This is a genomic window from Lentzea sp. DG1S-22 (genome assembly GCF_036321065.1).
In the GTDB taxonomy this organism is placed as follows: domain Bacteria; phylum Actinomycetota; class Actinomycetes; order Mycobacteriales; family Pseudonocardiaceae; genus Lentzea; species Lentzea jiangxiensis.
The window spans coordinates 8,313,494-8,334,653 of record NZ_CP143276.1; the positions used below are offsets into that span (position 1 = coordinate 8,313,494).

The following is a 21,160-nucleotide window of genomic DNA, read 5'->3' on the forward strand; positions in this document are numbered from 1 at the left end:
TCAGCTACCTCGGTAGGTGGAGTAGGCGAACGGCGACAGCAGCAGCGGCACGTGGTAGTGCTGCGCGGGGTCGGAGTAGTCGAAGGTGAGCACGACCTCGGGGAAGAACGGCGCGGCCCGCGCGGTGTCGAACACCAGCCGGTAGACCCCGGCCTCCAGACCCTCACCCCATCCGGTGATCCGTCCGTCGGCGTCCGTCTCGGCGCTCGCCACCTCTGTCCCGTCGCGGCGCTGCAGCGACACGGCGATGCCCGTGAACGGCTTGCCGCGCGCCGCGTCCAGCACGTGCGTGGAGATCGTCACTCGCCCTCCCCTCCGGTTGTGAGCCAGTACACAGAGGCACGGCTGCCTTCCTCTACGGCAGAAGTACATGAATCGCCGGGCTCCTGCACAACGAGGATTTGTGCTTTCCTACAAACACGAATGGACGAAAGTGACCTGTCATGCTGTTGCTGCGGACGTTGCTGGGGATGCCGGAACTGCGCCTGAGCCTGCACACCGGTGAGGACCAGCTCGACCGCACGGTCACCCGCGTGTACGGAACGGAGCTGCCCGACCCCAGCCGGTACCTGTCCGGCGGGGAGCTCGTGCTCTCCGGCCTGCTCTGGCACCACGGCCCGCAGGACTCCGAGACGTTCGTCCGCTCGCTCGCCTCCGCGCGCGTCGCGGGCCTCGCCGCGTCCGAGACCGAGAACCGCGCGCTGCCGTCCGACCTGGTCGAAGCCTGCCTGCGCCACCACGTGCCGTTGCTCGAAGTGCCCGTCGACCTCTCGTTCGCGACCATCACCGAACGCGTCTCGATGGAGCTGGCCGGCCTCTCACGGCACCGCCGCCTGCTGAACGTCGTCGCCGAGGGCTCCGGCCTGTCCGCGCTGCTGCTGGCGGGCGGCCACGAGCTGAACGCGCCCTGCTGGGTGCTCTCCACCGCCGGCCGGGTCGTCGCGGGCGGCGCGCTGCCGGACCGCCTGACGCTCGTGAAGGAGTTCCTCCAGGCCGACCGGCTGCCGAAGACGGTCAGGGGCATGACCCTCGTGCCCGTCTCCGAACGCGGCGGCACCCGCCTCACCAGCTGGATCCTCGTCGTCGGCGGCCCGGTGCAGCAGGAGGCCGCCGCCGAGCTCGCGTCGCTGGTCGGCCTGGAACGCCTGCGCCAGGCCCAGGGCCGCCAGATCGAGAACCGCACCGCCGCCCCCTTGGTCTCCGCCGTCCTGAGCGGCTCGGCCGACCTCGAGTCCCGCCTCGCCGCCGCCGGCCTGGAACGAGCCCGCCTGCGCGTCATCAGCGCCGTGACGTCCGACCAGCGCACGGACCTCGCCGCAGCGGTGCTGGAGGAGACGCTGCCCCGGGCGCTGGTGACCCCCGTCGGCGACACCGTCTACGCCGTGGCGAAAGCCGGCGACTCACAACCCGACGACGTCCGCGAGGCGATGCGCGTGATGGAACCGGGCCTCGGCTCGTCCCGCGTGCTCGTCGGCATCAGCTCGCCGGTCGAGTGGCGCGGCCTGCGGGGAGCCGCGGAAGAGGCCGCGCACGCACGCCGCCTGGGCGAACGACGCGGCGGCCGCACGTGCGTGGTGGCGGGCGAGGAGATCGCACTGCACCAACTGCTGCTCGCGGGCGTGCCGGAGGAGCTGCGCACCTCGTTGCGCCGCCGCCTCCTCGGACCGGTCCTCGACTACGACGCCGAACACGGCTCGGACCTCGTCGGCACGCTGAAGGTGTTCCTCGACTGCTCCGGCTCGTGGACCGCGGCCGCCGCCCGGTTGCACGTCCACGTCAACACGCTGCGGTACCGGGTCGGCCGGGTCGAGGGACTGCTGGGCGTCGACCTCGCGGAGTTCGAGGCGCGCGTGGACCTCTTCCTGGCGTTGCAGGCGGGGTAGCTTGGGATGCGTGCCCTTCGGTTTCGTGAAGGCGCTCCTCCGGCCTTCCGCCCCGGTGTCCGACCATCGGCCGATAGAACGAATCGCGGCCGACCTCCGTCGTGTGCGCCGGGCACGGGCCTGCTTCGGGCCCGGCGTGTCGGCAGCCAAGAAGATCGGTGCTCGTCAGGCCTATGACGCGTTGCTCGTGCAGGCCTGCTCGGCGTTGGAGGTGGAGCACCGGCTGGACGCCCTGGCGGAGGGAGTGGACCGCGAGGTCGAGCGGTTCAGGGTCGAGGAACGACTGAGGAGCCTCGGGTTGTCACTCTGATGGCTGATACCGGTCGAGCCTTCAGGCTGATGCCGGAGGACCCCCGCGCTTCCTACCGTTCCCGCCATGAAGACCGCCGCTTTACTCGTGGGCCTGCTGCTGGCCGGAGCGACCGGCTGCGCGGCAGCGCCCAGCATCCGCGTGGTGGTCGAGGGGACCGGCACGACCGACCAGCTCACCTACACGTTCCCCGGCGAGGAGGAACGCACCCTGCGCAACCCCGACATGCCGTTCGAGCGCATCGGCAAGCGCAAGGGGCGGGTCGCCATCCGGCTGGAGGGCGTGCACGGCGAGCTCACGTGCAAGATCATCGTCAACGGGCGGCAGGTGCGGTCCTCGACGTCGAGCACGGGGGCCGCGCTCACGTGCGATCACTCTATGGCCGTCTGATGCAAGACGCGGAAAGACCGTAGCTTCAACGTGTCGGGGAGGTGCGGGTATGGGTGACGTGCTGGCCGGGGCCGCCACGGGGGTCATCAGGGGCAGGAACGACGTACCGCCGAGGTTCCGGCCTCCCGCGCCGCCGCGGCACTTCGTCGGCAGGGACGCCGAGCTGGACGCGATCCGGTCCGGGGTGACGCTGCTGCACGGCGCGGGCGGGGCGGGGAAGACCGCGCTGGCGCTGAAGTGGTTGTGGGAGCGGGGATCCGGTGATCAGCTGCACGTCGACCTCGGCGCGCACGACCTCGGGCGGGTGCTGAGGGCGTTCGGGCTCGGCGCCGATCCCGGCGAGGAGCAGGCGGTGTTCCGCGGGCTCGTCACGCGCCGGCAGTTCACCCTGTTGCTGGACAACGCGGACTCGGCCGAGCAGGTGACGCCGCTGCTGCCGGCGTCCGGCACGGTGCTCGTGACGAGCCGGTCGGAACTGGACCTGCCGCGGGCGCACGCCGTCGAGGTCGGGCCGCTCACCGACGACGGACGGCTCGGGCGGCTGCTCGACCTGTCCTATGTGGAGCTTCCAGAGCGGCAGGCGCGGCTCTACCGGTTGTGCGCGTGGGAGGCGGACGCGTTCGGCGTGCCGGTGGCGGCGGCGATCGCGGGGGAGTCCGAGTGCGACGTCGAGGACGCGCTGGACGACCTGGTGGAGAAGTCGTTGCTGACCGAGGTCGGCGATGACGCGTTCCGGTTCCACGACCTCGTGCGTGCTCATGCGCGCGCAAAGCGCTATCAATAGTAAAAAGCGCTCTCGGTCGTTTAACGCAAGGCTCTCCGTTGAACGGAGATCGTTGCTATTTAAGGGTTGTCCACACCGACCCGTCCCTTTCGGGAATCCGAATTGGTCATATCCTTCGCGTCATGCCGAAGGATTTCCGGGCCACGACGCTCGAACGCGCCATCGGGCGGCAGCTGGCCGGGTGGCGCGGTGAGCGCGAGCTGAGCCTCACCGAGGCCGGTCAGCGCGTGGGTTTCAGCAGCGCCAAGCTGTCCATGATGGAGAACGCCGTGCAGCCGTCGGCGCCCGTGGACGTCATGGCGCTCGGTTACGTCTACAAGGTGCCCACCGCGGAATGGCAAGCTGTGGTGTTGCGGGCTCAGTACGCGGAACGAGTTCGCTCGCGCGTTTCGGGTGCGGTGCAGTTCGACGCGGCCGCGGACTTCGCCGATCTCGTGTTCGAGGCGACGGTGCTGCGCGCGTTCACGACGGATCTCGTTCCGCCGGTCTTCCAGCTCCCCGGTTACACCGATGCCGTTCTGCGCGAGGACGAGCCCGTGCGCGCCGCGCGGGTGGCGGCGGTGCGCGAGGCGTGGGCCGGCCGCCTCGGCGACAGGGACCCGCTGTCGGTGGAGGTGGTGTTCCCGGAGGCCGTGCTGCGGCAGGTCGTCGGCGGGCCGCGGGTGATGAAGGCGCAGCTGCTGCACCTCATGGAGGTGAGCGAGCAGCCCGGGGTGAGCGTGCAGGTGGTGCCGCGCGGCGCCGGGGCCTACCCGGCGATGGGATCGCCGTTCACGCTGCTCGGTTTCCCGCACCGGCAGCACGACGACGTGGCGTACCTGGAGACGTTCCTCAAGGGCGAGTACGTCGAGGAGCCGGGGCTGACCGAGCAGTGCGCGCGGCGGTTCGCGCGGCTGCGGCAGGTCGCGGCGGGGACCGGGGAGTCGCTGGAGCTGATCGCCGAGGCGGCGGCCGAGCTGTGAGCCCGCCGGAGCGGGGCGTGCGACGATGGCGCCGACCGGGTGGACGGACGACGGAGGTGTGCAGGTCGTGGTCGGCGAGAACACAGCCAGGCTCGCGGTGCTGATCGACGCGGACAACGCGCGGCCCTCGATCACCGAAGACCTGCTCGCCGAGGTCGCCAAGTACGGCACCGCGCACGTGAAGCGGGCCTACGGCGACTGGACCGGCACGAACCTCAAGGGCTGGAAGGAGCACCTGCTCGCGCAGTCGATCCAGCCCGTCCAGCAGTTCGCGTACACGACCGGCAAGAACGCCACGGACGCGGCGATGGTCATCGACGCGATGGACCTGCTGTACTCGGAGCGCTTCGACGGGTTCTGCATCGTGTCGAGCGACAGCGACTTCACCCGGCTCGCCGCGCGGCTGCGCGAGTCCGGTCTCACCGTCTACGGGTTCGGCGAGCGCAAGACGCCCCAGCCGTTCGTGGCGGCCTGCGACAAGTTCGTCTACATCGAGAACCTGACCAGCGCGACGACGCCCGAGGAGGTAGCGCCCAAGCAGAAGACCGCGACGGTGGCCGCGCAGCTCAAGGCCAACAGCGCGCTCGTGAACCAGCTGCGCAACGCGGTCGAGGCCGCCTCGGACGACGACGGCTGGGCGGCGCTGGGATCGGTGGGCAACATCATCACCAAGCAGCGTCCGGATTTCGACTCCCGCACCTACGGCTACACCAAGCTCAGCGACCTGATCACCGCGACGACGCTGTTCGAGCTGGAGCGCCGCAGCCCGGGGGAAGGCAAGTCGGCGATCATCTACACCCGCGACAAGCGGCGGCGTCCCGTCGGCTGAGAGCGCTGAGCTGCGGAGATGTCGGATTGCTGAGGAAACTCCGGTTCTGCCGTCAGGCTGGAGAAGGATCGGGGGCACCCCAATCCGACAAGGAGGCGGCATGTACCGCAGATTCGGTGTCCTGCTCGCGGCGGTCCTGGGCGTCACGCTCGGCGTCGCGGCGCCGGCCACCGCGGACGGTTCCGGGCACTCCCGTCCCGGGAGCTTCCCCACCGAGTTCTCGCTGCCCGACGGGTGGCAACCGGAAGGCATCGCGATCAGCGGCACCACGGCCTACTTCGGGTCGCGGGCCGACGGGTCGATCTACGCGGCGGACCTGCGCACGGGCCGGGGGAAGGTGCTCGCGAAGGGGCCCGGCACCCCCTCGCTCGGCCTGAAGGTCGACTCGCGCAAGCGGCTCTGGGTCGCCGGTGGCGTCGGCGGCGACGCACGGGTCTACGACGCGCGAAGTGGTGCTTTGCTGGCGAAGTTCCAGTTCGCGACCGCGGACACGTTCGTCAACGACGTCGTGCTGACCGAGAAGTCGGCGTGGTTCACCGACTCGCGCAAGGCGCTGCTCTACGAGGTGCCGCTGAGCCTCGAGCCGCACCGCACGCTCGCCCTGACCGGCGACCTCGTCATCACGCCCGGCGCGACGAACCTCAACGGCATCGTCACCGGACTCGACGGCGGGCTGATCGTCGTGCAGAGCAACACCGGAAAGCTGTTCGGGGTCGATCCCCGGAGCGGGAAAACGGCCGAGATCAATTTGAACGGTCAAACACTCACCAATGGTGACGGGCTGTTGCGCGAGGGGCGGCAGTTGTACGTGGTGCAAAACAGGCTGAACAAAGTCGCGCGTTACACGTTGAGCCGTGATGGAGCGACGCTCGCCGCGGAACGCACGGATGCCCGTTTCGACGTTCCCACGACGGTCGCCGCGTTCGGCAAGCGCCTCTACCTGCCGAATGCCCGCTTCACGACTCCCCCGACGCCCGAGACGACCTACAACGTCGTCGCGGTCGAGCGTCCTTAGCGACGGGGGAGCGGAACGGGCGGCGGAACTAGCCCGTACGGGGGTTCTTGCCTTGTGAGAACCCCCGTGCCGGGTGTTGCTTCACTCACTCGACTGGGTAGCCTGCCAACCGCATACCGCGTGTGATCGCTGTCAACGAGTAACGATGATCACTCGCCGTAACTTGAATGCAGCCGAAGGAGTTACTCAGGTAACCCGCAGCGCTAGCCGTGGGACACAGGAGACCGTGAGAGCGCTGTGAACGAGAAGAGCGGTTACACACCGACCAACTACCGGACCATTCGGTCGCGGCTGGCCGGTGTCGTGGTCGTTCCGAGCGTGGTGCTCCTCGTCATGTGGGCCGTTTTCTCCTCTTACACCCTTTTCGACGGTTTCTACGTGCGTTCCGTCGCGGCCGGGGTGAAGGGCGCGGCGATCCCGTCCGTCGAGGCGTTCGCCGGGCTGCAGGAGGAACGCGGGCTGAGCCTCGAACTGCTCAGCGGTGCCGAGGGCGCCGGCGAGCTGGAGAGCCAGCACGGCCGGACCGACGAGGCCGTGCGGAAGATGAGGGACGCGTTCGCGGACCTCGCGGACGACGCACCCCAGGACATCGCCGGCCGGATCTCCGCGCTCGACTCCGCGCTGGACGAGCTGCCGCAGCAGCGTTCGCGCGTCGAGGCGCGGACGGCGAGCCCGCAGGCGGTCTACGACTACTACAACGGCCTGCTCGACTCGGGCATCGCCCTGCTGGCGCGGCAGGCGCGGCTCGTGCCGGACGCGGAGGCGGGCCAGGCGAACGTCCAGGCCGTCACGATCTTCCAGGCCGCGGACTGGCTGTCGCGGGGCACCACGATCGGGTCGCGCGGGCTGCTCAACGGCACGTTCGCCCCGGCAGAGCGCGTCGAGTTCTCCCGGCTCGTCGGCGCCTACCACTCGAGCCTCGACTCCACGATCCCGTTCGCGCTGGAGCAGGCGAGGGGTCAGTACGACGCGCTGCGCGGCAGCACCGAGTACCGGACGCTGCTCGACCTCGAGGGCCGGATCATCAACGGCGACCGGTCGGTGACCGACCGGCAGTGGCGCTCGGCGGCCGGTCCCGTGCACGACAACCTCGTCGGGCTCGCCGTCCGGCAGGCGCGTGACGCGGCCGACCTCGGTCTCGACAAGGCCGACAGCCGGGTGGCCGCGGTGCTGATCGGCAGCCTGATCGCGTTGCTCGCGGTCGTGGTCGGCATCGTGCTGGCGCTGCGCATCTCGAACCGGCTCGTGTCGAGGGCGCTGATCACGCGGCTCACGTCGTTGCGCGAGGACACCCTGCGGCTGGCCCAGGAACGGCTGCCGCACATCGTGGCGCGGCTGCGCGGCGGCGAGCAGGTGGACGTCCACCGCGACATGCCGCCGCTGGACTACGGCAACGACGAGATCGGCCAGGTCGCCGACGCGTTCAACACCGCCCAGTACACGGCCGTCGCGGCGGCGGTGAAGGAGACGCAGGCCCGCGAGGGCGTCAACCGGGTCTTCCTCGACATCGCGCACCGCAACCAGGGGCTCGTGCACCGCCAGCTCAAGATCCTCGACAAGCTGGAGCGCGAGGAGGAGCACCCCGAGCAGCTCGACTCGCTCTTCCAGCTCGACCACCTGGCGACCCGCGCGCGCCGCAACGCCGAGAACCTGATCATCCTCGCGGGGGAGCAGCCGGGCAGGCAGTGGCGCAAGCCGGTGCGCCTGAGCGACGTCATCCGGTCCGCGGTCGCCGAGACCGAGCAGTACGTCCGCGTCCGGGTCAACCCGGTGCCCGACCGCGCGCTCGTGGGCGTCGCCGTCGCCGACACCATCCACCTGCTGGCGGAGCTCGTCGACAACGCGACGGCGTTCTCGTCGCCGCGGTCGGAGGTGGTCATCCACTCCAACGCGGCGCCGCACGGGATCGTGATCGAGATCGAGGACCACGGCCTCGGCCTCACGCAGGAGGAACGCCTGCAGGCCAACGCGAAGCTCTCCAACCCGCCGGACTTCGAGACGATGGCCTTCCGCGGCGAGTCCCGGCTGGGGCTCTTCGTCGTCGCCCGGCTCGCGGCGCGGCGGGGCATCAAGGTCGAGCTGCGCGACTCGCCCTATGGTGGCACCGTTGCGTTGTGCGTCCTGCCGCCGAACATCGTCGCCCCGCACGACACCGCGGGCGACATCACCGAGACCACGCAGATGCCGCCGGTGCGGTCGGTGCACGACCGGCACCCCGGCCACGCCGAGGAGCACCCGAGCTTCCCGATCACGGTCACGCCCGAGGGGCTCGAGGCCCTGCACGCGGGGCTGAACGCCTTGGCGCCCGCCGGCGTTCCCGGGACAGGTGCACCGGCGGACGAACCACCCCCAGCGGCACCTCCTCTCACGGGAGACGGGAAGGCACCCCTTCCCCGCAGGAAGAAGCGGCAGAACCTCGCGCCGCAGCTCGTGCACCCGTCTGAGGAACCGCCGCCCCACGCCGAGCCGGTGACCGGCGAAAGGTCGGCCGAGCGAACCCGTGACGGGCTCGCCGCGTTCCAGCGCGGCACCCGTGACGCGAGGCTGACCGATGACTGGAGATCAGAAGGAGCCCCCTCGTCATGAAGGACAACCCCAGCCAGCACGGCGAACTGAACTGGTTGCTGGAGGACCTGATCCAGCGCGTGGTCGGCGCCCGCCACGCGGTCGTGCTGTCGGCGGACGGACTCCTGCTCGGCCGCTCGGCCGGGCTGTCCCGCGACGACTCGGAGCACCTGTCCGCGATGGCGTCGGCGTTCCAGTCGCTCGCCCGCGGCACCGGCCGCCACTTCGGCGGCGGTGCGGTGCGCCAGACCATCGTCGAGATGGAGCACGCCTACCTGTTCGTGACCGCTGCCGGGCACGGCGCCTGCCTGGCCGTCCTGGGCGAGGAGGACGCCGACATGGGCATGATCGCGTACGAGATGAACATGCTGGTCAAGCGCGTGGGAACGTACCTGTCGTCGGCACCGCGCGCGGAGACCGCCACCGTCCCCTCGGCGCGTGAGTCGCGCTGATGAGCGCACGGGACGACTGGTGGTACGACGAGGCCGCGGGGCCGCTGGTGCGGCCCTACGCGATGGTGCGCGGCCGCACCCGGCCGAACGCGCCCGACCTGCACCTCGTGACGCAGGTCCGGGCCGCCGCGTTTGCGTCCGACCAGACGTCGCTGACGGTCGAACATCGCGAGATCATGGCCCTGTGCGCACGCCCGCTCTCGGTCGCCGAGGTCGCCGCCTACCTCGACGTCCCGCTCGTCGTCGTGAAGGTCCTGCTGTCGGACCTCATCGAGCGGGGTGACGTGCTCGTGCAGACCTCTTCCCCCACGATCCCGGACAGGGATCTCCTGCAGGCCGTACTGGATGGTGTTCGTGGCATCTGAGCTGACCGTGCCGACCGCGGTCAAGATCGTCATCGCGGGCGGGTTCGGCACCGGCAAGACCACGATGGTCGCGTCGGTGTCCGAGATCCCGCCGCTCCGGACAGAAGAGCTGCTCACCGAGGCCGGCGTGCACGTCGACGACCTCGCGGGCGTGGAGGGCAAGGACACCACCACCGTCGCCTTGGACTTCGGCCGCATCACCATCAACACCAAGGTGGTGCTGTACCTCTTCGGCACGCCGGGCCAGAACCGGTTCTGGTTCATGTGGGACGAGCTGGCGACCGGGGCGATCGGCGCCGTCGTCCTCGTCGACACGCGGCGGCTCGACTCGTCGTTCCCGTCGATCGACTTCTTCGAGCACCGCGGCATCCCGTTCATCGTGGCCGTGAACTGCTTCGACGGGTCGCAGAACTACACGGTGGACGAGGTGCGGCACGCGCTCGACCTGGACGAGGCGATCCCGGTGGTGCTGTGCGACGCGCGGAACCGGGAGTCGTCGAAGGCGGTGCTGGTCGGGCTGATCCAGCACTCGATGAACCGGCTGGCGGCTGTGTAGCGGCCGGTGACGTGGTGGAAGCAGAAGGCCCGCTCCTCGGAGCGGGCCTTCGCCGCGATCACTTCGCGTAGTTGTGGAAACCGCGGCCCGACTTCTTGCCCAGCAGGCCCGCGTCCACCATGCGCAGCAGCAGCGGCGGCGGCGAGTACAGCGGCTCCTTGAACTCCTCGTACATCGACTCGGCGATGGCCTTCGTGGTGTCGAGGCCGATCAGGTCGGTGAGGCGCAGCGGGCCCATCGGGTGGGCGCAGCCGAGCACCATGCCGTTGTCGATGTCGTCGGCCGAGGCGAAGCCGGACTCCAGCATGCGGATCGACGAGAGCAGGTAGGGGATCAGCAGCGCGTTGACCACGAAACCGGCGCGGTCCTGCGAGCGGATGACCTCCTTGTGCAGGGTCTCGCGCACGAACGCCTCGGCGCGGTCCTGCGTGGCGGCGCCGGTCAGCAGCGACGGCACGATCTCGACCAGCTTCAGGACGGGCACCGGGTTGAAGAAGTGCACGCCGATGACCTGCTCGGGCCGGTTCGTGGCCATGCCGAGCTTCATGATCGGGATGGACGACGTGTTCGACGCGAAGATGGCGTCCTCGTCGGTCACGACCTTGTCGAGCGCGGTGAAGACCTCGGTCTTGACCTGCTCGTTCTCGGCGACGGCCTCGACCACGAACTGGCGGTCGGCGAAGTCGCCGATGTCGGTCGTGAAGCGGATGCGGCCGAGCGCGGCGTCGCGGTCCGCTTCGCTCAGCTTGCCCGACTTGACGCCCCTGGCCAGCGAGGTGGCGATCCGCCCCTGCGCCGCCTCGGCCGCGCCCGCGTTGACCTCGACGACGATGACGTCGAGGCCGGCACGGGCGCTCACCTCGGCGATTCCGGAGCCCATGAGGCCGGAACCGACGATTCCCACACGTTGAATGTCACTCACAACGCCCGATCCTGCCACGACCTGCTCGAAACGAGGTCGCGGAGAGCCTCCTGGACGGTGTGGGCGTAGTCGCCCACCGGCACGTAGCCGAGTGCGCGCGCCGTCGAGGTGTCGAGGACGAAGCCTCGCCGCCACGGGTGGCGACCCGCCTGGTCGTGTTCCAGCAGGATCTCGCGCCACTCGTGCCGCAGCGAGCGGGCGATGATCCGCGAGATCTCCAGGCCCTTCGGGGCGTCCGGGTCTGCGGCGTTCAGCACGCGCGCGCCGGGGTTCTCCGCGACCGTCTCGATCAACGCGGCCAGGTTCGCGGTGGAGGTCGGGTGGTCCACGCCCTCGCCGCGTGACGCGAGCACGACCACCTTGTGCCCGGCCAGGACCCGTTCGACGAAGTACTGCTCCAGCGGGCGCTTGTTGCCGGGACCGTGCACTTTGGACGCTCGCAGCACGGTGACGGGCAGGCCGCTGTCGAGCAAGGTCCGCTCCGCCGCGACCTTGTTCGGCCCGTAGCCCTCGCGCGTGAACGGATCCGAGACGGCGGGCGCGAGCGTCGGCTGGTCCTCGGACACGGGGCCGTCGAAGCGGGGAGGTTCGTCGGAGTTGGCGTGCCGCCCCAGGGAGTCCACGTACACGGCCTTGGTGGAGATCATCACGACCGAACGGGCCCTGCGTGCCAACGGCACCAGCGTTCGCGCGTCCCGAGCCGAGTAGCAGAGGCAGTCGACCAGCAGGTCGGCGCCGTCGCCCATCGCGGCCGCCAACGCCCCGGGATCGCCGCGGTCCACCTCGCGGCCGGGAGCGTCGACGGTCCAGCCCGCCTGCCGCAGACGCCGGGCGGCGGCACGGCCGATGAGGCCCGTGCCGCCGAGGATCAACGCTCGTCTGCCCACGCGGGACATCAGATCAGAGGCCGAGGCCTTCGGTCAGGCCACCGACGCCGTCGAGCAGGTCGAGGTCGGCGACGTCGCCGCCGAGCACGGTGCCGACGGTGCCGTCGACGACGCCGTGGACGGTGTCGTGCACGCCGCTGACCGGCGCGACGTCCGGGACGACCTCGTGGACCACGTCGGTGACGGTCGTGACGTCGGTGGTGACGGCGCCGAGCACGCCGGGCACGCCGTCGACGGAGACGACGCCGGTCACGCCGGTGACGGTGCCGAGGACGCCGTCGACGTCCGCCACCCCGGTCACCGTGCCGAGGACGTCGCCGGTGCCGGCGAGGTCCGTGACACCGGACAGGTCGGTGACGGCGCCGAGGTCGGTGACACCGCCCAGACCGGAGAGGTCGCCGACGCCCGTCACGCCGTCGAGGGTCTTCGACACGTCGCAGTGGCCGGACAGGTCGCCGGCCAGGCCGCTGGCGGCGCCGACGTTCGCGAGGCCCGTGAGGGCGCTGTAGGACGCGAGGCCGTCGACGTCGGCGAACGAGGCGGCGTCGAGCACCAGCGGGAGGATCTCCTGGACGTCACCGGGGGTGATGTCGCTCAGGCCGCAGGAGCTGAGGACGCCCTCGGGGTCGAGGTCGAACGCCGACAGGGCCGCCGGGTCGTTCAGGAGGTTCAGGGCGAACTCCTGCAGCGTGGCCGGCTGGGCCTCCTGCGGCACGGCCGCCGGGGTGGCCGGGGCGGTCGCCTCGGGGGCGGCGGGCTGAACGGGCTGCTGCGGGGTGGCCTGCTGCATCATGGAAGTAGGGCTCCTACGGCGGGTCGGGGGATGTCGCCGGGAACCGTAGTGAGATCGACATCCCCTGGGCATCGGGTGTGAGCCCTAGATCTCGGGTGGGCAGGCTCCCTAGGGGCCGGCGGTCACCTGTTAGGGGATGCCGCGGACGCCGGGCGGCGGCACGGCCGATGAGGCCCGTGCCGCCGAGAACCAGCGCTCGCCTGCTCAGTCGAGCTCGGCCTCCGCCCTGGCGATCGCCGCGAACTCCTCCTCCGGAGCGTTCGCGACCAGGTGGTGCCGGCTGTAGAACCAGTAGTAGGCAACGGCGATCACGACGATGCCCGCCGTCACGGCAGCAGCGACCTCGTCGACGAAGAACGTGGCGATGACAGCGGCAACGGCGAGAACCAGCGCCACGCCCGTGGTCACCACACCACCGGGAGTCCGGTACGGACGCGGCAGGTCCGGTGCCGTCTTCCGCAGAACGATGTGCGACACCATCATCAGCACGTACGACAGAGCCGCGCCGAACACCGCGATGTTGATGAGCCGCGCGCCGCCCGTCACCGGGTCGGCCGTCTTCATGATCGTCGCCAGCACGAACCCGATGGTGCCGGGCACGATCAACGCCAGGTACGGCGTCTTGCGCTTGCCCGTCTTCGACAGCCACCGCGGCAGGTATCCCGCGCGCGACAACGCGAAGAGCTGGCGCGAGTAGGCGTAGATGATCGAGAAGAACGACGCGACCAGGCCCGCCAGGCCGACGTAGTTCACCAGCTGCGCCAGGAAGTTGTCGCCGCCGTAGGCCGCGCGGACCGCCTCGGGCAACGGGTTGCCGGACGCCTCCAGCGCCTTGGCGCCCGCGCCGCCCGGTGCCACCAGCAGGATCGCGGCGGCGAACACCAGCAGCACCACCATCGCGCCGATGATGCCGCGGGGCATGTCGCGCTTGGGGTCCCGGGCTTCCTCGGCGGCCAGCGGAACGCCCTCCACCGCGAGGAAGAACCAGATCGCGAACACGATCGCGCCCCACGCGCCCGTCACACCCATCGGCAGGAACGAGCCGTCGCCGATGTCGAAGAGCTTGGAGGCGTCGAACTTCGGGATCATGCCCGCCACGAACGCCACCAGGGCCACGACGGCGACGCCGGTGATCACGAACATCACCCGCAACGCCTCGCCCACGCCGTACAGGTGGATGCCGACGAAGATGATGTAGCAGGCGAGGTACACCGGCCACGTGGCGTCCAGCAGGCCGAGTGCTTTGACGTAGTCGCCGATGAAGACCGAGATCGCCGCGGGAGCGATGGCGTACTCGATCAGGATGGCGATGCCTGTCGCGTACCCGCCCAACGGGCCGAGTGCGCGCCTCGCGAAGCCGTAGCCGGCGCCTGCCACGGGCAGTGCGGAGGCCAGTTCGGCGAGACCGAACACCATGCACGTGTACATCGTCGCCATCAGGACCGTGGCGACCAGCAACCCGCCCCACCCGCCCTGGGCGAGACCGAAGTTCCACCCGGCGAAGTCGCCGGAGATCACGTACGAGACACCCAGCCCGGCCAGCAGGACCCACCCCGCCGCGCCACGTTTGAGCTGCCGGTGCTCCAAGTAGTCGCTGCTCACGTTCTCGTACTCGACGTGCTTGGCCATATGGACTCCTAACAGTCCTTTGAGCAGTGGTTGAGGGTGGCGCTCGTCACCCGGCGGTGTCAAGATGATGCCGTCAATGGCCCGTAGACATACCTTTGGAGGAAAGCGGAGATGCTGACCGTCGAGGAGTTGCGCGAGGCCGTGGACACCGGTGAGATCGACACCGTCCTCGTCGCGATCGTGGACATGCAGGGGCGCTTGCAGGGCAAGCGGTGTGCCGCCCGGTACTTCCTCGACGAGGTCCTCGGCCACTCCGCCGAGGGCTGCAACTACCTGCTCGCCGTCGACGTCGAGATGAACCCCGTCAGCGGCTTCGGGATGTCGAGCTGGGAGAGCGGGTACGGCGACTTCGTGATGAAGCCGGACGTGGAGACGCTGCGCAGGGTGCCGTGGCAGGAGGGCACCGCGCTCGTCATGTGCGACGTCGTCTGGGAGAACGGCGACCCCGTCGTCGCGTCACCGAGGCAGGTCCTGCGCAAGCAGCTCGACCGCCTCGCGGAGCTGGGCCTCGACGCGTACGTCGGCACCGAGCTCGAGTTCGTCGTCTTCGACGACACCTACGAGCAGGCCTGGAACTCCGGCTACCGCAACCTCACGCCGTCCAACCAGTACAACGTCGACTACTCGTTGCTCGGCACCGCGCGCGTCGAGCCGTTGCTGCGGGCCATCCGCAACGGCATGACGGGCGCGGGCATGGTCGTCGAGTCGGCCAAGGGGGAGTGCAACCCCGGCCAGCACGAGATCGCCTTCCGCTACACAACGGCGCTGCGCACGTGCGACCAGCACGCCATCTACAAGAACGGCTCCAAGGAGATCGCCGCGCAGCAGGGGAAGTCGCTCACGTTCATGGCGAAGTACAACGAACGCGAGGGCAACTCCTGCCACATCCACCTGAGCCTGCGCTCGAAGGACGGCGAGCCGGTCTTCGCCGAGGGCCGCGGCATGTCCCCGCTGATGGAGCACTTCCTCGCCGGGCAGCTCGCCGGGTTGCGGGAGCTCACGTACTTCCTCGCGCCGAACATCAACTCCTACAAGCGCTTCGTGCGGGGCTCGTTCGCGCCGACCGCGGTGGCGTGGGGCCGGGACAACCGCACGTGCGCGCTGCGCGTCGTCGGCCACGGCCAGTCGCTGCGGTTCGAGAACCGGGTGCCCGGAGGGGACGTCAACCCGTACCTCGCGGTGGCGGCGCTGATCGCGGCCGGCCTGCACGGCGTCGAGCAGGAGCTGGAGTTGGAGGACGAGTTCGTCGGCAACGCCTACGCGTCCGACCGGCCCACGGTGCCGACCACGCTGAAGGAGGCCGCCGGTCTGCTGGCCTCCAGCACGATCGCGCGCGACGCGTTCGGGCAGGACGTCGTCGACCACTACCTGAACGCGGCGAAGGTCGAGCTCGACGCGTTCGAGGCCGCGGTCACGGACTGGGAGAAGGTGCGCTGTTTTGAGCGCCTCTAAGCCCCTCGTCGGCATCAGCACCTACCTGGAGCGCACGCGCTTCGGGCACTGGGACGTGGAGGCAGCGGTGCTCCACCGCGGCTACCTCGACTGCGTGGTCCAGGCCGGCGGCAACCCGGTCATGCTGCCGCCGGTGGGCGCGTGGAACGCCGAGACCATCGCGTTCCTCGACGGCCTGGTGATCGCGGGCGGTGCCGACATCGACCCCGCCGCCTACGGCGCGGAGCCCGACGAGCGGACCGGCACGCCGAACCCCGCCCGCGACGAGGCCGAGTTCGCCCTGGTCGAGGGAGCGCTGAAGCTCGACCTGCCGCTGCTCGGCGTGTGCCGGGGCATGCAGGTGCTCAACGTGGCACTCGGCGGCACGCTGCACCAGCACGTCGAGGGCCACAACCCGGCGCCCGCGGTCTTCGAGCACACCGAGATCGAGATCGCCGAAGGCACCGCGCTGCACGGGATCCTCGGCGGCCGGACGACCGTCCAGTGCCACCACCACCAGTCGCTCGACCGCGTCGCGGCTGGTCTCAGGGTCACGGCGCAGGCGCCCGACGGCACGGTCGAGGCCGTGGAGCTGGAGGGCGCGCGGTTCGTCGTCGGCGTGCAGTCGCACCCGGAGCAGGACATCGAAGACCTGAGGCTGTTCGCGGCCCTCGTGGATGTTGCAAGGAGAAAAGCGTGACCTTCGACGTCATCAACCCGGCCACGGAGGAGGTCGTGCGGTCCGTCCCGCACACCTCGCTCGAAGAGACGGACGCGGCGATCGCCCGCGCGCAGAAGGCGTTCGAGAGCTGGCGGACCGTCGCGCCCGGCGACCGCGCCCGGCTGCTGCGCAGGTTCGCGGAGGTCGTCGACGCGCACACCGAGGAGCTGGCGCGGCTGGAGGTCGAGAACTCCGGGCACACCATCGGCAACGCGCGCTGGGAGGCGGGCAACGTCCGCGACGTGCTGCAGTACTACTCGGCGGCGCCGGAACGCCTGTTCGGCAAGCAGATCCCCGTCGCGGGCGGCCTCGACGTCACGTTCCACGAACCGCTCGGCGTCGTCGGCGTGATCGTGCCGTGGAACTTCCCGATGCCCATCGCGGGCTGGGGGTTCGCGCCCGCGCTGGCCGCGGGCAACACCGTCGTGCTCAAGCCCGCCGAGGTCACCCCGCTCACCGCCGTCCGGCTCGGCGAGCTCGCGCTGGAGGCTGGCATCCCCGAGGGCGTGTTCCAGGTGCTGCCCGGCAAGGGCGGCGTCGTCGGCAACCGGTTCGTCACGCACCCGTTGGTGCGCAAGGTGGTCTTCACCGGCTCCACCGAGGTCGGCAAGCAGGTCATGGCGGGCTGCGCGGACCGGGTGAAGCGGGTGACGCTGGAGCTGGGCGGCAAGTCGGCCAACATCGTCTTCGCGGACTCGGACCTGGAGAAGGCGGCGGCCACCGCGCCGTACGGGGTGTTCGACAACGCGGGGCAGGACTGCTGCGCCCGGTCGCGGATCCTCGTGCAGGCGAGCGCCTACGACCGGTTCATGGAACTGCTGGAGCCCGCCGTCAAGGGCGTCGAGGTCGGCGAACCGGGCGACGAGGCGACCGAGATGGGGCCGCTCATCACCGCGGCGCACCTCGGCAAGGTGGCGTCTTACGTCCCAGACGACACCCACGTCGCGTTCCGCGGCACGGCTCCGGACGGGCCGGGCTTCTGGTTCCCGCCGACCGTCCTGACGCCGCCGGCCGACCACGTGACCGTCCACGAGGAGATCTTCGGCCCGGTCGTCGTCGTGCTGCCCTTCGAGGACGAGGCCGACGCCGTCAGGATCGCGAACGACTCCGAGTACGGGCTGTCCGGGTCCATCTGGACGAACGACGTCGGCCGGGCGATCCGGGTGTCCCGCGCCGTCGAGGCCGGCAACCTGTCGGTCAACTCCCACTCGTCGGTCCGCTACTGGACGCCGTTCGGCGGCGTGAAGCAGTCCGGTCTCGGCCGCGAGCTCGGCCCGGACGCGCTCGACGCCTTCACCGAAGTCAAGAACGTCTTCATCGCAACCTGATCCCGCGCAACCCGAGGAGAACAGAAATGGTGCAGCGACTCGAGGGCCGCGTGGCCGTCGTGACGGGCGGCGGCAGCGGCATCGGACTCGCGACCGCGCGCAGGTTCGCGAGCGAGGGCGCGAAGGTCGTCGTCGCCGACCTCGACCCGGCGACGGGCAAGGCCGCGGCGGACGAGGTGGGCGGGCTGTTCGTCCAGGTCGACGTGACCGACGAGGAGCAGGTGAAAGCGCTCTTCCAGACCACTGTGGACACGTGCGGCAAGCTGGACATCGCCTTCAACAACGCCGGTATCTCGCCGCCCGACGACGATTCGATCCTCACGACGGGCATCGAGGCGTGGGACCGCGTGCAGAAGGTGAACCTCACGTCGGTCTACCTGTGCTGCAAGTACGCCATTCCGCACATGCAGGCCGGCGGCAAGGGCTCGATCATCAACACGGCGTCGTTCGTGGCGACGATGGGCGCGGCGACGTCCCAGATCTCCTACACGGCGTCCAAGGGCGGCGTCCTCGCGATGTCGCGCGAGCTCGGCGTGCAGTTCGCCCGCGAGGGCATCCGCGTCAACGCCCTGTCTCCCGGGCCGGTCAACACCCCGCTGCTGCGGGAGCTGTTCGCCAAGGACCCGGAGCGGGCCGCGCGGCGCCTCGTCCACGTGCCCCTCGGCCGGTTCGCCGAACCCGAGGAGATCGCCGCGGCCGTCGCGTTCCTGGCTTCCGACGACTCGTCTTTCATCACCGCGTCGAACTTCCTCGTGGACGGCGGCATCGCCGGCGCGTACGTGACACCGCTCTAGAGATGGTGGAGCACGCGCAGGAGGCGTTGTTCCGCCCGGTGCGGGCGGGCAACGCCTTCGAGGAGACCGTCGAACGGCTCATGCAGTCCATCCGGCTCGGCGTCGTCGCGCCGGGGGAGCGGCTGCCGTCCGAACGGGAGCTCGCCACCCGGCTCGGCGTGAGCCGGGTGACCGTGCGCGAGGCGATCAGGTCGTTGCAGGAGAACGACTACGTCGAGTCCCGGCGCGGCCGGTACGGCGGCACGTTCGTCAACGAGGTCATCCCGAAGCCCGCTCCCGGCAAGGAGTTCGGCGACCTGCACGACGTGCTGACGCTGCGCGGGGTGCTGGAGACCGGTGCCGCGGAGGCGGCGGCGGGCCGGTCGCTCGGTCCGGCCGAACGGCGCGGGCTGCGCGCCCGCCTGGAGGAGGCCTCCACCTCGTCGCTCGCCGAGTACCGCCGCAAGGACTCGCGGCTGCACCTCGCGATCGCCGAGGCCACCGGCTCCGCGTCGCTCACGGCCGCCGTCGCCGAGTCCCGGATGCGCACCAACGAGCTGCTCGACCACATCCCGCTGCTCGAACCGAACCTCGCGCACTCCAACGCCCAGCACGAGCGCATCATCACCTCCATTTTGGACGGAGACCCCGCGACGGCCCGCCAGGCGATGGCCGAGCACCTGGACGGAACGGCGTCGCTGCTGCGCGGCTTCCTCGTCTGACGGAGCAGACGGCAGGTTTCGAAACGGGCGGGAATGGTCACGGTTCGGATCCGGGCGGCCTGAAAACGTTTACACCCCAGGATGTCGTGTTGTCATGCACATTCCGCAGGGAACAACCCTTGGCGAGAGCCTTGCGGGCAGTTACCGTCCGAACACCTCGGGGACTTGCAGCGCGAGGAGCTGTTGATGCCAGGGTTGCGCAAGGTGTTCCGCGACGCCATGGGCCGGGTGCACTCGCTGCGCGTCTTGTCCGCCGCCGGCATGGTGAGCATCACGAACGTCAAGATGTCCATGCAGGCGCTGCGGGAGGTCAAGGTCTGGGGGCCGAACGTCACGGCGCTGCGCCGGTCCGTCCGGCTGAACCCGGACGGCGTCGCGGTCGTCGACGAGCGCGGCTCCGTCACCTACCGCCAGCTGGACAGGCGGTCCGACGCGATCGCGCAGGGCCTGCGCGCGCTGGGCGTGCAGCACACCCACATCGTCGCGCTCATGTGCCGCAACCACCGCGGCATGGTCGAGTCGCTGCTGGCGTGCGCGAAGCTCGGCGTCCGCGTCCTGCTGGTGAACACGGGCTTCGGCGCCCCGGTCGTCCTCGACCTCCTGCAGCGTGAACGGGCGTCACTCGTCATCCACGACGAGGAGTTCACGCCGCTGTTCCACCAGCTGCCGCCGTCGATCCCGCGCTGGCTCTCCTGGTCGCGCGACGGCCTGGACCGCCGCACGCCCACGCTGGACCAGCTGGTGGCCAAGGCGCCGCGGGGCGAGCTGGAACCACCGCGCGAGCCCGGCGTCGTCATCCAGCTGACGTCCGGCACGACCGGCGTTCCCAAGGGCACGGCCCGCGAGATCAAGTCGGTGCTGACCGCGTCGGACTTCCTCGACCGCATCCCGATGCGCTCGGGCGAGTCGACGTTCATCGCCGCCCCGATCTTCCACTCGGTCGGCTACTCGCACCTCACGCTCGCGATGTCGCTGGGCTCGCGCGCGGTGCTGCACCGCCGCTTCGACCCGCGCAAGACGCTGTGGTCCGTGCAGGGCCAGCGCTGCACGACGCTCGTGCTGGTGCCGACGATGCTGCAGCGGATCATGGAGCTCGACCGCCACGTGCTCGACTCGTTCGACCTGTCCCACCTCAAGGTCGTTTTCTCCTCGGGCGCGCCGATCTCACCGGAGCTCGTGCAGCGCACCCAGGCCGTCCTCGGCCCGGTGCTCTACAACCTCTACGGCTCAACGGAAGTCGCCGTCGCCACCATCGCCACACCGGAGGACCTGGCCGCCGCGCCGTCGAGCGTCGGCCTGCCCCCGCACAACTGCGTCGTGCGCCTCTACGACCAGGACGGCAACCGCATCACGCGCTCGTTCGTGACGGGCCGGATCTACGTGCGCGGCTCGCTGACCGTCGACCTCTACACCGACGGCACGCAGAAGGACTCCATCGACGGCCTGGTCGCGACCGGCGACCTCGGCCACTTCGACCCCAGCGGCCGGCTGTACTTCGACGGCCGCGAGGACGACATGATCGTCTCCGGTGGCGAGAACGTGTACCCGGTCGAGGTCGAGAACCTGCTGATGACGCACTACCGGGTGCGCGACGCGGCGGTGCTCGGCGTGCCGGATCCCGAGTACGGGCAGCGGTTGCGCGCCTTCGTCGTACCGGTGGCGGGCACGCGGATCGACGTGCGGGAGCTGCGCGAGTTCGTGCGGACGCGCCTCGCGCGGCACAAGGTGCCGCGCGAGGTCGTGGTCGTGCCGAAGCTGCCGCGCAACGCGACCGGCAAGGTGGTGCGGCGGCAGCTGCTGGCGATCCGGCTGGGACCGCAGGCCCGCTGAGGGCGTTCCCGGT

At 70.3% G+C, this 21,160-nt stretch carries 22 protein-coding genes; 17 read left to right on the forward strand and 5 right to left on the reverse strand.

Features of this window, described 5'->3' with window-relative positions; translation table 11 throughout:
• Positions 1-303 (reverse strand): hydroxyisourate hydrolase, encoded by a 303-nt coding sequence (gene uraH / locus V1227_RS39665; protein ID WP_329790199.1) that lies wholly within the window; start codon positions 301-303, stop codon positions 1-3.
• 140 nt (positions 304-443) lie between these two features.
• On the opposite strand from uraH, the gene V1227_RS39670 reads away from it, so the two are divergent.
• From V1227_RS39670 to V1227_RS39720, 11 genes are all read left to right on the forward strand, one after another.
• Entirely contained in the window at positions 444-1,883 is a 1,440-nt protein-coding gene (locus tag V1227_RS39670; protein WP_329790200.1) for a PucR family transcriptional regulator, read from the forward strand.
• 10 nt (positions 1,884-1,893) lie between these two features.
• Positions 1,894-2,193 carry a hypothetical protein gene (locus tag V1227_RS39675; protein WP_329790201.1) on the forward strand — a complete coding sequence of 100 codons (300 nt, stop codon included), beginning with the start codon at positions 1,894-1,896 and terminating at the stop codon, positions 2,191-2,193.
• Positions 2,194-2,259: 66 nt separating this feature from the next.
• Complete coding sequence (locus tag V1227_RS39680; RefSeq protein ID WP_236217268.1) at positions 2,260-2,583, forward strand: hypothetical protein; 324 nt, start codon at positions 2,260-2,262, stop codon at positions 2,581-2,583.
• Between the two features lie 49 nt (positions 2,584-2,632).
• Positions 2,633-3,367, forward strand: a complete 735-nt coding sequence (locus V1227_RS39685; RefSeq protein ID WP_329790202.1) for a hypothetical protein — start codon at positions 2,633-2,635, stop codon at positions 3,365-3,367.
• 122 nt (positions 3,368-3,489) lie between these two features.
• On the forward strand, positions 3,490-4,329 hold the full coding sequence (locus V1227_RS39690; RefSeq protein WP_329790203.1) for a helix-turn-helix domain-containing protein: 840 nt from the start codon (positions 3,490-3,492) through the stop codon (positions 4,327-4,329).
• 25 nt (positions 4,330-4,354) lie between these two features.
• Positions 4,355-5,158 (forward strand): NYN domain-containing protein, encoded by an 804-nt coding sequence (locus V1227_RS39695; protein ID WP_329790204.1) that lies wholly within the window; start codon positions 4,355-4,357, stop codon positions 5,156-5,158.
• Between the two features lie 100 nt (positions 5,159-5,258).
• Positions 5,259-6,173, forward strand: coding sequence for a superoxide dismutase (locus V1227_RS39700; RefSeq protein WP_329790205.1), 915 nt, complete (start codon positions 5,259-5,261; stop codon positions 6,171-6,173).
• 237 nt (positions 6,174-6,410) lie between these two features.
• Entirely contained in the window at positions 6,411-8,759 is a 2,349-nt protein-coding gene (locus V1227_RS39705) for a sensor histidine kinase (protein WP_329790206.1), read from the forward strand.
• Complete coding sequence (locus V1227_RS39710) at positions 8,756-9,190, forward strand: roadblock/LC7 domain-containing protein (RefSeq protein ID WP_329790207.1); 435 nt, start codon at positions 8,756-8,758, stop codon at positions 9,188-9,190. Before V1227_RS39705 ends, V1227_RS39710 begins: the two co-directional genes overlap by 4 nt.
• A complete protein-coding gene (locus tag V1227_RS39715) occupies positions 9,190-9,555 on the forward strand; it encodes a DUF742 domain-containing protein (protein WP_236217256.1) in 366 nt (121 codons plus the stop codon). The genes V1227_RS39710 and V1227_RS39715 overlap by 1 nt, the downstream gene beginning before the upstream one ends.
• On the forward strand, positions 9,536-10,111 hold the full coding sequence (locus tag V1227_RS39720) for a GTP-binding protein (RefSeq protein WP_329790208.1): 576 nt from the start codon (positions 9,536-9,538) through the stop codon (positions 10,109-10,111). Before V1227_RS39715 ends, V1227_RS39720 begins: the two co-directional genes overlap by 20 nt.
• A gap of 58 nt (positions 10,112-10,169) precedes the next feature.
• Here the strand turns inward: V1227_RS39720 and V1227_RS39725 are convergent, their stop codons facing one another.
• The 4 genes from V1227_RS39725 to eat all read right to left on the reverse strand — a co-directional run bounded on the left by V1227_RS39725 (position 10,170) and on the right by eat (position 14,342).
• Positions 10,170-11,033, reverse strand: coding sequence for a 3-hydroxybutyryl-CoA dehydrogenase (locus V1227_RS39725; protein WP_329790209.1), 864 nt, complete (start codon positions 11,031-11,033; stop codon positions 10,170-10,172).
• Positions 11,030-11,920 carry an NAD-dependent epimerase/dehydratase family protein gene (locus tag V1227_RS39730; protein WP_329790210.1) on the reverse strand — a complete coding sequence of 297 codons (891 nt, stop codon included), beginning with the start codon at positions 11,918-11,920 and terminating at the stop codon, positions 11,030-11,032. Before V1227_RS39730 ends, V1227_RS39725 begins: the two co-directional genes overlap by 4 nt.
• 13 nt (positions 11,921-11,933) lie before the next feature.
• A complete protein-coding gene (locus V1227_RS39735; RefSeq protein WP_329790211.1) occupies positions 11,934-12,713 on the reverse strand; it encodes an IniB N-terminal domain-containing protein in 780 nt (259 codons plus the stop codon).
• A 204-nt stretch (positions 12,714-12,917) separates the two neighbouring features.
• The gene (gene eat / locus V1227_RS39740) at positions 12,918-14,342 is read right to left on the reverse strand and encodes an ethanolamine permease (RefSeq protein ID WP_329790212.1); all 1,425 of its coding nucleotides are present in this window, start codon (positions 14,340-14,342) and stop codon (positions 12,918-12,920) included.
• Between the two features lie 111 nt (positions 14,343-14,453).
• Between eat and V1227_RS39745 the strand changes: the two genes are divergently transcribed.
• From V1227_RS39745 to V1227_RS39770, 6 genes are all read left to right on the forward strand, one after another.
• Positions 14,454-15,794: a glutamine synthetase family protein gene (locus tag V1227_RS39745; protein ID WP_329790213.1), complete on the forward strand. Its 1,341-nt coding sequence runs from the start codon at positions 14,454-14,456 to the stop codon at positions 15,792-15,794.
• Positions 15,781-16,473: a gamma-glutamyl-gamma-aminobutyrate hydrolase family protein gene (locus V1227_RS39750; protein ID WP_329790214.1), complete on the forward strand. Its 693-nt coding sequence runs from the start codon at positions 15,781-15,783 to the stop codon at positions 16,471-16,473. The genes V1227_RS39745 and V1227_RS39750 overlap by 14 nt, the downstream gene beginning before the upstream one ends.
• Positions 16,470-17,822 carry an aldehyde dehydrogenase family protein gene (locus V1227_RS39755; protein WP_329790215.1) on the forward strand — a complete coding sequence of 451 codons (1,353 nt, stop codon included), beginning with the start codon at positions 16,470-16,472 and terminating at the stop codon, positions 17,820-17,822. Before V1227_RS39750 ends, V1227_RS39755 begins: the two co-directional genes overlap by 4 nt.
• Before the next feature lie 26 nt (positions 17,823-17,848).
• Positions 17,849-18,616 (forward strand): 3-oxoacyl-ACP reductase, encoded by a 768-nt coding sequence (locus tag V1227_RS39760; RefSeq protein WP_329790216.1) that lies wholly within the window; start codon positions 17,849-17,851, stop codon positions 18,614-18,616.
• 2 nt (positions 18,617-18,618) lie between these two features.
• Positions 18,619-19,317: a FadR/GntR family transcriptional regulator gene (locus V1227_RS39765; protein WP_329790217.1), complete on the forward strand. Its 699-nt coding sequence runs from the start codon at positions 18,619-18,621 to the stop codon at positions 19,315-19,317.
• A gap of 186 nt (positions 19,318-19,503) precedes the next feature.
• Positions 19,504-21,147, forward strand: coding sequence for an AMP-binding protein (locus tag V1227_RS39770; RefSeq protein WP_329790218.1), 1,644 nt, complete (start codon positions 19,504-19,506; stop codon positions 21,145-21,147).
• Positions 21,148-21,160 lie beyond the last annotated feature (13 nt).

Bases quoted from the DNA above. Each gene is read 5' to 3' on its own strand.
- V1227_RS39745 (WP_329790213.1), top strand. From the start codon at position 14,454: ATGCTGACCGTCGAGGAGTTGCGCGAGGCCGTGGACACCGGTGAGATC.
- V1227_RS39760 (WP_329790216.1), top strand. From the start codon at position 17,849: ATGGTGCAGCGACTCGAGGGCCGCGTGGCCGTCGTGACGGGCGGCGGC.
- V1227_RS39670 (WP_329790200.1), top strand. From the start codon at position 444: ATGCTGTTGCTGCGGACGTTGCTGGGGATGCCGGAACTGCGCCTGAGC.
- V1227_RS39735 (WP_329790211.1), bottom strand. From the start codon at position 12,713: ATGATGCAGCAGGCCACCCCGCAGCAGCCCGTTCAGCCCGCCGCCCCC.
- eat (WP_329790212.1), bottom strand. From the start codon at position 14,342: ATGGCCAAGCACGTCGAGTACGAGAACGTGAGCAGCGACTACTTGGAG.
- V1227_RS39770 (WP_329790218.1), top strand. From the start codon at position 19,504: ATGCCAGGGTTGCGCAAGGTGTTCCGCGACGCCATGGGCCGGGTGCAC.
- V1227_RS39700 (WP_329790205.1), top strand. From the start codon at position 5,259: ATGTACCGCAGATTCGGTGTCCTGCTCGCGGCGGTCCTGGGCGTCACG.
- V1227_RS39690 (WP_329790203.1), top strand. From the start codon at position 3,490: ATGCCGAAGGATTTCCGGGCCACGACGCTCGAACGCGCCATCGGGCGG.
- V1227_RS39720 (WP_329790208.1), top strand. From the start codon at position 9,536: ATGGTGTTCGTGGCATCTGAGCTGACCGTGCCGACCGCGGTCAAGATC.
- V1227_RS39685 (WP_329790202.1), top strand. From the start codon at position 2,633: ATGGGTGACGTGCTGGCCGGGGCCGCCACGGGGGTCATCAGGGGCAGG.
- V1227_RS39680 (WP_236217268.1), top strand. From the start codon at position 2,260: ATGAAGACCGCCGCTTTACTCGTGGGCCTGCTGCTGGCCGGAGCGACC.
- V1227_RS39710 (WP_329790207.1), top strand. From the start codon at position 8,756: ATGAAGGACAACCCCAGCCAGCACGGCGAACTGAACTGGTTGCTGGAG.
- V1227_RS39715 (WP_236217256.1), top strand. From the start codon at position 9,190: ATGAGCGCACGGGACGACTGGTGGTACGACGAGGCCGCGGGGCCGCTG.
- V1227_RS39695 (WP_329790204.1), top strand. From the start codon at position 4,355: ATGGCGCCGACCGGGTGGACGGACGACGGAGGTGTGCAGGTCGTGGTC.
- V1227_RS39765 (WP_329790217.1), top strand. From the start codon at position 18,619: ATGGTGGAGCACGCGCAGGAGGCGTTGTTCCGCCCGGTGCGGGCGGGC.